The organism is Metabacillus bambusae (genome assembly GCF_017497975.1).
Taxonomy (GTDB): domain Bacteria; phylum Bacillota; class Bacilli; order Bacillales; family Bacillaceae; genus Metabacillus; species Metabacillus bambusae.
Genome location: NZ_JAGDEL010000002.1, coordinates 191,208 through 204,921 on the forward strand (window position 1 = coordinate 191,208; position 13,714 = coordinate 204,921).

General features: G+C 34.2%; 11 protein-coding genes and 1 riboswitch. Of the genes, 3 read left to right on the forward strand and 8 right to left on the reverse strand.

Features of this window, described 5'->3' with window-relative positions:
- Window positions 1–46: 46 nt before the first annotated feature.
- Entirely contained in the window at window positions 47–523 is a 477-nt protein-coding gene (locus I7822_RS03455; RefSeq protein WP_207975381.1) for a small multi-drug export protein, read from the forward strand.
- 176 nt (window positions 524–699) lie between these two features.
- Here the strand turns inward: I7822_RS03455 and I7822_RS03460 are convergent, their stop codons facing one another.
- From I7822_RS03460 to I7822_RS03470, 3 genes are all read right to left on the reverse strand, one after another.
- A complete protein-coding gene (locus tag I7822_RS03460) occupies window positions 700–1,956 on the reverse strand; it encodes a DUF445 domain-containing protein (RefSeq protein WP_207975382.1) in 1,257 nt (418 codons plus the stop codon).
- A 573-nt stretch (window positions 1,957–2,529) separates the two neighbouring features.
- The gene (locus I7822_RS03465; protein ID WP_207975383.1) at window positions 2,530–3,780 is read right to left on the reverse strand and encodes a cation:dicarboxylate symporter family transporter; all 1,251 of its coding nucleotides are present in this window, start codon (window positions 3,778–3,780) and stop codon (window positions 2,530–2,532) included.
- Between the two features lie 242 nt (window positions 3,781–4,022).
- Entirely contained in the window at window positions 4,023–5,441 is a 1,419-nt protein-coding gene (locus I7822_RS03470) for an amino acid permease (protein WP_207975384.1), read from the reverse strand.
- A 174-nt stretch (window positions 5,442–5,615) separates the two neighbouring features.
- A riboswitch (Lysine riboswitch) is annotated at window positions 5,616–5,797 on the reverse strand.
- 349 nt (window positions 5,798–6,146) lie between these two features.
- On the opposite strand from I7822_RS03470, the gene I7822_RS03475 reads away from it, so the two are divergent.
- Window positions 6,147–6,275 (forward strand): hypothetical protein, encoded by a 129-nt coding sequence (locus I7822_RS03475; protein WP_207975385.1) that lies wholly within the window; start codon window positions 6,147–6,149, stop codon window positions 6,273–6,275.
- Window positions 6,276–6,378: 103 nt separating this feature from the next.
- Here I7822_RS03475 and secDF read toward each other — a convergent pair whose 3' ends face one another.
- The 5 genes from secDF to I7822_RS03500 all read right to left on the reverse strand — a co-directional run bounded on the left by secDF (window position 6,379) and on the right by I7822_RS03500 (window position 12,251).
- Window positions 6,379–8,643: a protein translocase subunit SecDF gene (secDF, locus tag I7822_RS03480; protein WP_207975386.1), complete on the reverse strand. Its 2,265-nt coding sequence runs from the start codon at window positions 8,641–8,643 to the stop codon at window positions 6,379–6,381.
- A gap of 89 nt (window positions 8,644–8,732) precedes the next feature.
- A complete protein-coding gene (locus tag I7822_RS03485; RefSeq protein ID WP_207975387.1) occupies window positions 8,733–9,059 on the reverse strand; it encodes a hypothetical protein in 327 nt (108 codons plus the stop codon).
- Window positions 9,060–9,565: 506 nt separating this feature from the next.
- Window positions 9,566–10,348 (reverse strand): alpha/beta hydrolase, encoded by a 783-nt coding sequence (locus I7822_RS03490; protein ID WP_207975388.1) that lies wholly within the window; start codon window positions 10,346–10,348, stop codon window positions 9,566–9,568.
- Window positions 10,349–10,650: 302 nt separating this feature from the next.
- Window positions 10,651–11,529, reverse strand: coding sequence for a GNAT family N-acetyltransferase (locus tag I7822_RS03495; RefSeq protein WP_207975389.1), 879 nt, complete (start codon window positions 11,527–11,529; stop codon window positions 10,651–10,653).
- Between the two features lie 98 nt (window positions 11,530–11,627).
- Window positions 11,628–12,251, reverse strand: coding sequence for a TetR/AcrR family transcriptional regulator (locus I7822_RS03500; RefSeq protein WP_207975390.1), 624 nt, complete (start codon window positions 12,249–12,251; stop codon window positions 11,628–11,630).
- A gap of 232 nt (window positions 12,252–12,483) precedes the next feature.
- On the opposite strand from I7822_RS03500, the gene I7822_RS03505 reads away from it, so the two are divergent.
- Window positions 12,484–13,671 (forward strand): YhgE/Pip domain-containing protein, encoded by a 1,188-nt coding sequence (locus I7822_RS03505; protein ID WP_372442101.1) that lies wholly within the window; start codon window positions 12,484–12,486, stop codon window positions 13,669–13,671.
- Window positions 13,672–13,714 lie beyond the last annotated feature (43 nt).

Here is a 13,714-nt window from a genome sequence, read left to right on the forward strand (position 1 = left end):
GTAGGTTATAGGGTACTTTATATAAGATTTTGGAGGATTATAAAATATGGTTGAATGGCTTCAACAAACAGATGGTATATGGCAATATTTTATATTATTTTTGCTCGCGTTAGCACCTTTATTAGATGTATTTCTTGTTGTCCCCCTTGGAATAGCATTGGGATTACAACCTGTTGCAGTAGGGATAATTGGATTTGCAGGGAACTTTTTAATGGTATTGATTTTCGGACTCTTTTTTAAACAGTTCTCGAAGTGGAGAGAGAAAAGAAGACAAAAGAAGGGGATTACTGCACCTTCAAAAAGGGAAACAAGAGCAAGAAGAATATGGGAACGATATGGGCTTCCAGGGCTTGCATTACTTGCCCCTGGTCTAGTTGGCGCAGATTTAGCTGCGTTATTGGCACTCACTTTTGGATCTTCTCGTTCCCGTGTTATCACTTGGATGGCAGTTAGTCTTGCTGTATGGACAATCGCATTGACAATTGGCTCAGTATATGGATTTGGATACATGGATTTGATATAAGACTTTTAATGATCCGATTAATCAAGGGCTTGTAGAATTAGGAGCATTTCTACAAGCTCTTTAAACAGTAATTCCACATAAAGAAGCTTATTTTCCTGTTTGTTTGTCTGGAGATGACTTTGTTTGAACTCTTCCTCTATCTTTTTCCTTATTGTCAAGCATAGAAGTAATAGGTATTATGCAAGGCTTGCTAAAGCTTGTATTCCTGTTAAGATTATCCCTATAATAAAACCACAAACCGCTCCGTTAACACGAATCCATTGTAGGTCTTTACCAATATTATTTTCCATCATATCAATCAAAACATCAGTATCTAATTTATCTAAATTCTCTTGGACAAGATTGCCTATCTTCGAGTGATTATGTTCAATAAGAACTGCTATTTGTTTTTGTATCCATTTATCGATGGTTGTGTTTTTTTCTTTTAGGTTGTCTAGTAGGTGATTAATCAGTGGAATAAGATAAGTATCTATAAAAATTTCATCTCCTACTAAATCTAATGCATTTTGTTGAATTTGTCGTAGACTTTCCGTTATTTTTTGATCAGGTTCCCAATTCGCAAGAAGCTGATTTTTCCATTTTTCAACGCTATCTAGCAGCTCACTGTTATCGTTAATAACTTGTATTTCGTTCCGGATATATAAGATTAAAGCTTCTCTATTCGGTTCTTCCTCATGTTTCAAACTTTTTATAACACTTAACAAAAGGTTTTTAATTATATTCCCTAGTTTTTCCTCATCAAGTAGATTCTGAATTGATTTCAGGGCAAACTGAAGAATACCATCTAATTCAATCTTGTTTAGTACATTCATAGAAATAGTTCCTAGTCTGTGACTGGTTTGTTCTTTACTTAACCATGTCTCAGCTTTTTTCAAAATATAATCCAAAGCCTTCCTATCAAACTGCTCTTTAATTAGCTGTGAACTTACTATTTGAATAAATCTGCTAATTTCAATGTTAGAAAGGGCGGATTCTATTTGTTTTTTAACGAAAGGTGTCATTTTTTCAACTTCAATATAACGAATCATTTGCTTGATTAGCTCAATAAGGCCTTTTTTAAAAGCATCAGTTTGTATCTCTTTTACTAAAACCACCATTAGCTTTTCTGTAAAGTGGATTTTTTTTACTTTTTCTTGGATACTTTCTTTAGAAAGCCAGTCATTTTTCAGCAAAGTAACAAGTGCATCTGTCATTCTTTTTCGATTATTGGGCAATAAAGCCGTATGTGGGATTCGTAATCCAAGTGGATGACGGAATAGTGCAGTAACTGCAAACCAATCAGCTAATCCACCAACTAGACCCGCCTCAAATCCCCCTTGTAATAAATCTATCCAAAACGAGCCTTGAAAAGGGATAGTTGCAGTAAAACCTACTCCCATTATTATTAGTGAATACCTAGCAATCTTTTTTGACTCTTTTGTTTTTGTAGACATCGTATTCCCTCATTCTTATAAGAAATAATTACAAAACTAAATACTAACATATGTTAATATTTTAACTCAATTTCACCTAATAAGAAGTATTGAAGCATTATTATATTATTTAGATAAAAAGAGCAGCAACTATTTACTCACCAACCATTAAAACAAACGAATATACACGAAGTAAAGCATTAAATTGCATTTTTGAATTTCCCCTTTATAGCATCATAACCAGGTGGAAGGTTTATAAAATAATTAGTTAAAAAATTTAGAAAAACCCTCTTCGTTTAAGAAGAGGATTTTTGTTCTTTTAGAATTTGACGTGTTTTAACATAGGCATAAACTCACCCGCTATCCCGAGATTAGCCATGAAATGCCTGTTGCCTTGTATTTGGCATCTTGGTTTTTCTTGACATAAACAGAAATTCTTCCTCATTTAAGCTGCTTGTTTCAGCATCCAAGAACTTTTATGTACGTTAAGGTCATTCATCATTTTTGACAGGCAGAAAAAGGCTGAATCAAAAAAAGGGCCTGCCCCCACTAGTGTGGGGGTCAGAACCTTTTGAGTCAGCCTCTTATTAAACCTTATGCAATATGCTTGGAAAAAGCAGTTCTTGGCTTGAACTCTCCCTCCCATTTAGATATAACAACAGCTGCTAGTGAATTACCAACAACATTTACTGCTGTTCTTGCCATATCTAAAATACGATCGATTCCCGCTATGAATGCCAAGCCTTCTACCGGTATTCCTACAGTTCCTAATGTTGCTAAAAGTACAACAAATGAAACACCTGGAACACCCGCAATTCCTTTAGATGTTACCATTAAAACAAGCACTAAAGAAATCTGTTGTGAGATTGATAGATCAATTCCATACATTTGTGCAATAAAAACAGCTGCTAATGCTTGATATAATGTTGAACCATCTAAATTAAAAGAATAACCTGTTGGAATGACAAAGGATGCAATGGCTTTTGGACAGCCGAATTTCTCCATTTTCTCCATAATCCTAGGTAATACAGTTTCCGAGCTTGCTGTTGAATATGCCAATAACAATTCATCCTTAATGAGACGCAGAAACTGGAAAATATTCACTCCAGCTAACTTTGCTACTAAACCTAAAACAACGACGATAAAAAAAGCCATTGTTAGATAAACTGTAATAACTAATTTACCTAGTGGAATAAGCGACTCTAATCCAAATTTAGAGATTGTGACTCCAATTAAAGCAAAAACACCAAAAGGAGCAAACTTCATTATTTGATTTGTCATGTAAAACATTGCATCTGCTGTACCTTGGAAAAATGCTAAGACAGGTTTTCCTCTTTCTCCAATTGCTGTAAGTGCTAAACCAAATATCACGGAGAAAAAGATGATTGCTAGCATATCTCCTTCTACAAATGCCGTAAATAAATTACTAGGTACGATGTTTACAAACGTTTCAGCAATCCCGTGACTTTCTACATTCTCTGCAGTTTCTACATAACTATTAATATCAGTTTTTTGAATTGATCCCATATCCACCCCAGCTCCAGGCTGGAAGATGTTCGCAACAGCGAGACCTAATAATATCGCTATTGTTGTAATAATCTCAAAATATAGGATTGTCTTTCCACCTAATCGACCAAGTTTTTTTGTATCACCTACACTTGAAACCCCAATAATGATACTTGAAATGACGATTGGTATAACAATCATTTTTATTAATCTTAAAAAGATGTCACCAATTGGTTGTAAATAAGAAGCTACTTGTGGGTTACCATAAAAAATAGCACCAACAATGATTCCTAAAACTAATCCAATAAGAATTTGCCAAGCTAGTCCAATTCTCTTCAATAGTTATTCCTCCTCTTCCTTAAGTTTCTATATCTATCTTTTAGATTACTATTTTAAAAAAATCAAATTTCATTATTCAAAGATATCAAAGTTACTTTATTTCGTCTACATGCAAATAGATGTTAAACCTTTCCTTGTTCCTTTTCCCTCTTAAAAAATACCATTATAACTTGTTTCTCAATCGATCTTACTTAAATAAAAAGCATCTGATAGGATACTTTTTTTATTGCTCAATTCATGATTTATTTATTTTGATCAATGGTTTGCTTATTTAATTTTCGTTTGTTCATTAATGGATAAATGAAAATTCCTACTATAAATAGCCCAATTCCTAATGTAAAAGTCTTTAAGTCAGATATTCCTGATTTAATAACCCATATAGAATAGATTAGTGCAAGTGAGGCGATTATTCCGTCTGTTATTCGTGTGCCATTTTTCATTCCGTATGTTTCTCCCTTTAAGATAAGCTTTAAGAAAAACACTGCTGACACTAAATATGGAATGAGATAGGCTAATGTTGCCGATGTAGTTAAGAACGTATAGGCTTCACTTATTGTTCCTGAAATAACCGAGAAAATAAATAATTGTGACATTACATTCGTTACTGTTAGTGAACGTACCGGGTTTCCTTTTTTATTTACCTTGGCAAAATATGCAGGGAATACCCCTTTTTTTGCAGCCTGATATGGCACCTCTGCACTAAGAAGTATCCACCCTAAAGTTGATCCAAATAATGCAACGACAGCTAGTAAACCCATTACTGTTGCACCTGTGTCACCGATCATTACTGAAAGTGCATCAACAAATGGTTTATCTGAATCTCTTAATACCTCTTGTGGTAGGACACCCATAATGAGTAATGTAATCCCCATATAGATCGCTAAAGCGATAAATAATCCAATGATTGTTGCTCTACTGACATCACGTTGGGATTTTGCTCTGCCAGATAAAATGACAGCAGACTCTATGCCTACAAATGCCCAAAGGGTTGAGATCATTGCTAGATTGATTTGACTAGAAAGTCCATGTTCTTGTCCTTCTGAGTCAACGATAGGTGTATAAATATCTCCAAGATTCGAGTATTGGAATGTAAAAAGTGCCGCAACAATGAATAATGCAAATCCAGTGATCTTTGTTACTGTAGCAACAGCATTTAGTTTTCCTGCAACATTTAGATTTGTGACTAAGATAAAGTGGGTTCCCCATAGTAAAATAGTGCAAATGATAAATGTAACAAGCCTCCCTAATTCTACCTCTTGGTTCCCCACTGTAAATAAAACAGAGGGATTGCTCATGATAGGAAAGAACGTTGATAAATAACCGCCAAAGCTTGTAATTATCGCAACATTACTTATCCAGTTAGCGATCCAATATCCCCATACCATACCGAATCCAGCAACTTTCCCTTTACTGCGGGAGTCAAATAGTTCACGCGCATAGCTTTGAGGACCAGCTGTTAAATCCGGTCTACGAATTGATAATTTACCAAAGACTAGTGCAATCATTAATACACCAATCCCTGTAATAATCCATGCAAATGTTACCCCTAAAGGACTGGCTGTTTGAGCAAGTGTGCTAGGTAGCATGAAAATACCTGAGCCCACCATATTCCCAACAACCAAAGATGTTAAGATCAACAGTCCCCATTTTTTGTCTTTCATAGTAAATCCTCCAAAAAGTTAGTAGAACAAAAACTTGCTTGTCGTAAGTGTCCTACTCGTGATAGCTTCGTTTTTCTTATTATGATCTTCATTAAGATATAATTGCTGAATGTATAAAAAAACGCATAGAATAAAGATATCCATGCGTTTTTATACAAAAAAATCCGCATCCTATCTCGTTATAGCTCTCCATAGAAATTAATCTATGACAGTCCTACACCTATTTAATGTAGTCCCAGCATGAATAGCTATGTGGGCTATTCAAACTTCGGCAACAATCCCTTTCGATTCTTTTTCATTGATCCCACAAGATCTCAAAAGAACTACTCTTAATTGTTGCAACCTCTACCTCACCGAGATAGCGATGAGGACTTTATCTTATCTAATTGACTAAATGAGAATAGCAAATAGAAGAATTATATGTCAACCATCCAAGGAAAAGCTCTAATATTCTGTTTCTTCAGAACTAAATTTCGAAATAAAAAATAAAATCCTTTTATAGCCAAGTATAGAAGGATTTTTTACAGATTATCTTACCATTCAATTTCTTAATATTATATTAAATTAGAAATGATCACCTCTCTATTAACAGTATTTACATTAATTTTTAAGAAATTGAAGTCATTCTATCAGTATAATTTTAAAAGAATAAAGATTAGCAAAAAGTTAAGAATAGTATAAAAATAACAAAAGGAGGTTCACTATATGACAAAAGAAGCTGAACCAATATTATCCGATGAGTTTTTAGATGAGGTTGCAAGGGAGATAAACCAGTTATATGGAAGTCCAATAGAGAAACAAGAGGATGATAGAGATAATAAAGTTACTACGTAAAGCAGCTGCGCCACTACCAACTCATTCTGAATGATAGTCTAAAAAAACACAGAGGTATAATACCTCTGTTCATAACAAATGTTAAATTGAAAACCATTTCCCATTAAACTTGTGGTTCGTCTGTATAAACACGTTTTTCTTTGAACGTTTTAATAACACCCTTCTTCTTCAATTCTCTATGCTTCCATTCTACCCATAGCTGTGCAGCGATGAAAATAGAGGAATAGGTTCCAACTATTAATCCAACAAGTAATGCGATTGAAAACGGTCGAATTGCTTCACTTCCAAAAATCATCAAAGATATAACAGTGATCGCAACCATCAAAACTGTGTTAACAGAACGTCCTAATGTTTGGCGTAAGCTTGTATTAACAACATCAACAATATCTTCATAATTCTTTATATACCTTCTTCTTTGCATATTCTCACGCATCCGGTCAAATGTTACGATTGTATCGTTTATCGAATAACCAACAACAGTTAGTAGAGCCGCAATGAACGTAATATCAACCTCAAGACCCGTAATACTAAAGAATGGTATGATGAAAAACGTTGCATACAAGAGAGCGATGACTGCTGAAACAGCCATTCGAAGTTCAAAACGGAATGTGACGAAAATAATCAAGCCAATAACTGAAATCAATAGTGCAGTAAGAGCATTTTTAGCAAGCTCTTTACCAACAGTCGGCGTCACACTGCTTACATTTGGTTCTGCCCCTAATTCTTCACTAAAGTGGCTCTTTAAAGTAGCGATTTCTGATTTCGTAAGGATTCCTTTAAATCGAGCAACAGCTATATTATTATTTTCTCCTGAAATAACAATATCATCTGTCGGTAATTCAACCTTTTCAAGTTCAGCTGTCACCTTTTCCGTAGTAAGAGGGCTGTCAGAAAGCAGCTCTACTCTTGTCCCACTTGTAAAGTCAATGCCAAGATTCAAGCGGAGGACGAGCAAGCAAATGATTCCTACTACCAATAATATCCCTGAGAAAGCAAAAAACTTTCTGCGATGCTTCACAAAATCAAAACGATCAAATTTCGTTGGGAGATCAAGGGTATCAAAGCTTTCAGAAATATGATGGATCTCTTTTTGCTTCACACCAAACCAGCTTGGTTTTTTATTAAAGATTCGACTGTTCACCCAAAGACCTAATAACCATCTAGAAAGATATACGTTGGTTAAGAAGCTTCCTAATATACCTATAATTAAACTTGTTGCAAATCCTTTAACAGAACTTGTTCCATAAAAGAAAAGAACCGCAGAAGCTAAAAGTGTAGTTAAATTTGCATCAGTAATTGCTGAAAATGAACTTTGATTACCTGCTTTAAATGCAGCTTGTATTGTTTTTCCAACTTTAATTTCCTCTCTTATTCGTTCGTACGTGATGATATTGGCATCTACGGCCATACCAACACCTAATATAAGAGCTGCAATACCTGGTAAGGTTAAAACCACATTCATCCAATCAAATACGAGTACAGTTAAATAGCTGTACACTGTTAATGTGATTGTGGCAATAAATCCAGGAAATCTATAATAAAAGATCATAAATAGATAAACCGCTAGTACTCCGATAATCCCTGCAAATACTGTTTTATCCATTGCTTGTTCTCCAAATGAAGCACCTACTGAGGTTGAGTAGATTTCATCGAGTTTTACAGGCAATGCACCTGCATTAAGGATGTCAGCTAAATTTTTCGCTTCTTCTATCGTAAACTCCCCTACAATTGATACAGTATTTTGATTAAATACTTGATTCACAACGGGAGCTGAAATGTATTTTGGTTCAGGGTTAGCACTTTCTTTACTAAATGAATCCTTACCCTCTTCATGGTCTAGCCAAATAACTAATACGTTATTTGGAGCCAATTTAACGATTTCCTCTGTTACGTTACGAAATTTATCAGCACTTTTTAATTTTAGAGAAACACTAGGTTTTCCATTTTCATCAAAGGTTTGTTCTGCTCCTCCCTCAGCAAGGTCAGAACCATCCATCATTAGGCGATCATTAGCATCGCGAAATGAAAGGTTTGCTTCGGTTGATAAGATCTCTCTTGCTTCGTTTTGATCTTCTACACCTGCTAATTGAACTCGGATGCGATTTTCCCCTTCAATTTGGATATTAGGCTCACTGACACCTAATATATTCACACGTTTATCTAAAGCCTCTGCAGTTGCTGCAAGCGCCTTTTCGTCAATGACTTGGCCTTCTTTGGCAGGTTTCACTTCATAAAGAATTTCAAAACCGCCTTGTAAATCTAAGCCTAACTTAATATTACTTAGGATGCCATTAGTCGTAGATAACATCAGACAAGAAAATACCACAATAAAAGCTAGAAAGGCAATTATTCGACTTTTTTTAACCATTTCATAAAATCCCCTTACATTCATAAAAATTAATCATTCATTTTACATTCAATTCTTTAACCTTGAATAATGATTTACAACATACATTTTTAGGAAAGGTAATTGGATTGAAATTTCTTCACAACGAGAAATGGCTTATCATGAGGAAAATATTCTGAAAAAAATAGTAAGATTTGATCATCTATCATTGTATGTATAGCACTATTTTCATTTCCACGAAATGCAACTAAGACTTTTGCAGTTTGCATTTCTAGAAACGATGCTATTTTTACAATATGTATCTCTTGATCAATAATAATAGGTGTATATGATGTTTCTTCTAAATGACCAAAATATAAATGATCCTTTAGAATTAGAAAAGGTGAAATAATCATCATAAAAATAGCAAATAAGAAAGTAATTCCTAATTTAATCATGTATATCCACCTTTCCATCATTTTCCCCATCTCCGATATTATACAATAAGTAAATACAAAAAAATATTTAACCTATCTTTTTTCTATAAATTAACTAGTGAGAGTCGATATGAAGCACATGTGTAAAGCTATCGATATTTAAAATAAAAAGCAGTAAATTCAAAATTGAAATTCACTGCTTGAATGCTATTATTTATTCCTACATGTAACACCTAAAAGATCATACTTTAACTAATTCAATTATCTTTATGTTTTTAAAATATAGCTGTTTTCTAAGAGATTGTTTCTTTTAAAATAAAAACTAATTCAGGTTGATTGGAACGGATTGTGAGACTCCTGCGGGAGCAGCGGGACTGGTGAGACTCATGCAGACGTTTACGCCGAGGAGGCTCAGCCGAAAGCGAGCAACTCTCGCTGCAATCAACAACACCACATTACTTGTTAAATAGCAACAAAGTTTGCGAAAACAGCCTAAAATATATACATAAGTGGCGGTACACTAGAATTTACTTCTCCTCTAAAGGAAGCCACTTCAACACATCTTGTATTTTATCATCCCAATACTGCCAATCATGAACACCTGGTCCAAAATCTGTTGTTAGCTCATAGCTCGTTTGCTCACATTTTTCTTTAAACGTGACATTGCTTTCAAATAGAAAATCCTCTGTCCCACAGCATTGATAGATCGCTGGCTTTTGCTGTTCTGGAGCTTTGTCTCCTTTTTCCAAAAGCCATAAAAGGTCATTTTCTGTATTTTTTAAATCTTCATCACCATAAATGAGTTGGAACACATTGTCTAAATGTCCTTCTTGTTTGATCCAATTCGCCATATCAACGGCACCAGAAAGGCTTGCTGCTGCGGCAAATTTTTCAGGATGGCGAAGCGCCCATTTTAATGCACCATAGCCTCCCATTGATAAGCCTGCAACAAAATTGTCTTCTCTTTTAGCAGATAATGGGAAGAAAGAGCGTGCGATATGTGGTAATTCCTCCGTTAGAAATGTCCAATAGCGATTACCATATTTCATATCAGTATAAAAGCTTTGATGGACCTGTGGCATAACAACTGCCAATCCAAGTGGAGCGACATATCGTTCAATTGAGGTACGACGTGTCCAGATTGTATCATCATCACTAAAACCATGGAGAAGAAAGAGTGTTTTATGCTTATCACCCATTTGCTTATTTTGCATTCCTATTTGTGATGTAGTTTGTTGAGGCAAGATCACTGTCATCGATGTGCTTAATGATAAAACGTCAGAATAAAATTGACATTGAATTAACGCCATTCCCATATCCCCTTTAAGTTAGAAATTATTGAATCTATGATTCTATTTTAATTGGTATTGTTTATTTTTGTAAGTGTTTTCATTTATTGCACTAAGTTTTGATAGGACTATTCCTACTGTGATTGTCTTACTTATGATCTTGTTGCGTCTTTTACTGCTGGTGTTGCGTCAATTTCCACAAATGTCTCGTCAATTCTGTACTCTATCAAGTCTTTTCAACTATTTATCTCGTGAATTCCATTTTCAAACAATATCGAGAGGTAAAAAAAGACCAACTTAAAAAAGTCAGTCGCTCTTCAAGTCTAAGCTTTAGATGTCATCGGGTATTTAAACTGTTTAGGAAATTCAAGTCCAGCTTTCGATTTCACAAACAAAATCTCCTCACCTTTATATGGTTTAGAACCAACATCTTCACTAAGATTAGGTGTAAAGTGAAAGATTACTTTTGTATTCCTTTCACTAGCAATTTTCTTGATAATTGAATGCAAATTTATGTTTATGCTACTTATTACATCATACAAATGAAGGTTTTCACCTTTTTGCTGATAGATAACAATGACCTTTTCTTCTTCAAGATAAACGATATTTTGTGGAAATACATATAAACTATAAAACATTACTAACTCTGCTGTGTTTACTGTAGATACTTGCTGTGATACTGGTAATCTTTCTTTAGCAAGTTCATAAATAAAAGCTAGGTCATCGGAATGGCTACCATCTAGTTTTATTACAGAAGTATTAGTTTCTCTTGATATGGCAAACTCTTTTGAAAACAAGTGCTCACCTACCTCTTTAAAGCCAAACTTAGGGTAGTAGTCTAAAACACTACTATTAGCAAATAAATAAATAACGTCTACAATATTCTCATAGTCACTTAGGACTTTGTTCATCAATCTTTTAGACAGTCCCTTCCCTCTATAATCTGGATGGGTCATAACTGTACCGATTTGGATTGCCCTTTTTGTCTCACCATTTATGATAAGGTCAAGTTTATTAACTGAAACATTTGCTATAACCTTTTCACCATCTATAAATGAGTAGGGCTGATATCGATCTGTCCAGTAGCCCTTTTCAAACCATAACTCAAAGTTAATCCCAAAGGTGGATTGTGCAAGTTTATTAAAGCTAGACCTTAATCGTTCATCTTCCTGATAGTTTTTTACGAATTGTAAATGTTCCACGGCCCTATCTCCTAGTTTTTTCTTTATATTATAACTATTCATTATTAATATTAATAACTAACTCAGCTTCATTTTCATTTCTCTTTCGTCTTTGAGTGTTATTCTGATTCCTCATTAAAGTCAATTTTATAACCGATCGCATTCATTGGTCCTCTAGTAATAAGCTTTGCTAGCAGCTTTGCCATATATTCTGGAGAATAACAAAAGTCCTCTTTTATCCACCATCTCACTACACCTACATAGGCTGAGCAAATAAAGTTAAGGACAAAATCTGAAGGAATATTTAGCTTACTTAAATCCCCAACCATTTCTTTAAATTTATCCTCAAATTTTTCAAAAACAAATTTTTCTACTTTAATTGAAAAATCCTGAACTCCGTTTGGTCCAAACATGACTTGATAAAAGTCACGGTTTTTTTCAATATTTTCAAATACTCTTTTTAATGTAATTTGAAATCTTTCAACATTTACCTCACCTTTTTCAATATGAAAGGAAAAGGTGATTACATCCATTAATTCTTTTAAAAAGGTGTGACTTACCTGCTCCAGCAAATCATATTTATCTTGGTAGTGTAAATAGAATGTTGCTCTATTAATAATCGCTTCATCTGCAATATCCTGAATTGTCAATGTACTGAAGCCTTTTTCTTGAATGAGCTTTAACAATGCCTCTTTAATTACCTTTTTCGTTCTAATTACTCGTAAATCTGTTTTTTTAGCCATTTTCATCATTCCTTTATCCCATACTTAACAGGCAATAAAACCGTCATTTAATAAAATTTCGCTTTTTTGATTTTTTGTAAATTAAGCAACAGTTGATGGTTGAATGTTGTTTAACAAACAAAACAACAACTTTTGCTCATTGAATTTTAAGTTAAATTTTCTATAATTGCATTATAAACAACACAATGTTACTTAATCAACAAACTGTCTATTAAAGGAGAGAAATTAATTGATGATATCATTTTTCAGGAACAAATTGCTTTGGGCTGGTTTAGGCATCATAATACTCGCTGTATGTATTTTTACTTTTGCTTTTATGGGATCTACTGTAAACCCAACCCCTCATGAACTTCCTTTAGCAATTGTGATGGAAGACGAAGGTGTGGTACTGCCTAATGGTGAACAGCTCAATTTCGGGGAAATTTTAGTAGAACAAATTCGAAATAATGATAAGTCTTCTGTAGATTGGAAGATTTTAAATGACCAAGATGAAGCAATTAAGAATATGAATGAGAAAGAGATATACGGGACACTCCTTCTACCAAAAGATTTGTCACAAAATATCTTTTCACTATTAACAGAAAGTCCAAAAAAACCGACAACAAAAATTATCATTAATGAAGGCATGAATTTCACTGGGGCTAATGTGGCAAGCCAAATCACGAATGGTGTACTAACGAGTTTCAATCAACAAATACAGGAACAATTATTTACACAGACAGAAGAAATGAATACCCCTTTAACTGTAGATTTAGCTAAGCAATTAACCAACCCATTAACGATTGAAACAGAAAAAATAAATCCCATCGGAACAAATAATGCAAACGGAAATACGCCTGCTTTATTTACACAGCTTCTATGGCTTACTACCTTCATAAGTTCAATGGTACTCTTTACATTATTGAAGAAAATAACAGGCGGAAAATCGAGTTTTACAGCTATCGCAAGCCAAGTAGTCTCCGGTATTATTTTCGTAGCGAGTATTGCTGGAGTGATTTTATTTATTGCTGTGCAAATGTTAGATGTAAATATACCGAGTATTGGTGACATGTTTATCATGATGTTCTATATTGGTCTATGCTTTTTCTTCTTACAAAATGCCCTTTTAAACTGGATAGGTTATCCTGCAGCACCACTATTTATTTTATTGTTTTTCTTTTCAATGCCTATCTTGACGTTGGCACCAGAAATGCTACCAGATGTAACACGTGACTGGCTTTACTCATGGGTACCATTTCGTTATAGCTTAGAGATTTTTAAGGATATTTTATTTTTTGATAGAGGTATTTTTGAAGAAGGAATTGGAACCATTGGAGTGATTGGACTTAGTAGTTTCATTATCATGTTTTTAGCAAGATTAAAGCCTGGAAAAAAGGTTGGAAAGAAAGAGGAAAAAGAAAATCAGCCTGTAACAGTTTAATTTATATTAAAAAGCCACATCCAATTTTTTTAAAGGACTGTGG

Excerpts from the sequence above, each read along its gene's own strand:
- I7822_RS03500 (WP_207975390.1), bottom strand. The coding sequence starts at position 12,251 with ATGGCTAAAAAAACAGATTTACGAGTAATTAGAACGAAAAAGGTAATT.
- I7822_RS03505 (WP_372442101.1), top strand. The coding sequence starts at position 12,484 with ATGATATCATTTTTCAGGAACAAATTGCTTTGGGCTGGTTTAGGCATC.
- I7822_RS03455 (WP_207975381.1), top strand. The coding sequence starts at position 47 with ATGGTTGAATGGCTTCAACAAACAGATGGTATATGGCAATATTTTATA.
- secDF (WP_207975386.1), bottom strand. The coding sequence starts at position 8,643 with ATGGTTAAAAAAAGTCGAATAATTGCCTTTCTAGCTTTTATTGTGGTA.
- I7822_RS03490 (WP_207975388.1), bottom strand. The coding sequence starts at position 10,348 with ATGGCGTTAATTCAATGTCAATTTTATTCTGACGTTTTATCATTAAGC.
- I7822_RS03460 (WP_207975382.1), bottom strand. The coding sequence starts at position 1,956 with ATGTCTACAAAAACAAAAGAGTCAAAAAAGATTGCTAGGTATTCACTA.
- I7822_RS03475 (WP_207975385.1), top strand. The coding sequence starts at position 6,147 with ATGACAAAAGAAGCTGAACCAATATTATCCGATGAGTTTTTAGATGAG.
- I7822_RS03470 (WP_207975384.1), bottom strand. The coding sequence starts at position 5,441 with ATGAAAGACAAAAAATGGGGACTGTTGATCTTAACATCTTTGGTTGTT.
- I7822_RS03485 (WP_207975387.1), bottom strand. The coding sequence starts at position 9,059 with ATGATTAAATTAGGAATTACTTTCTTATTTGCTATTTTTATGATGATT.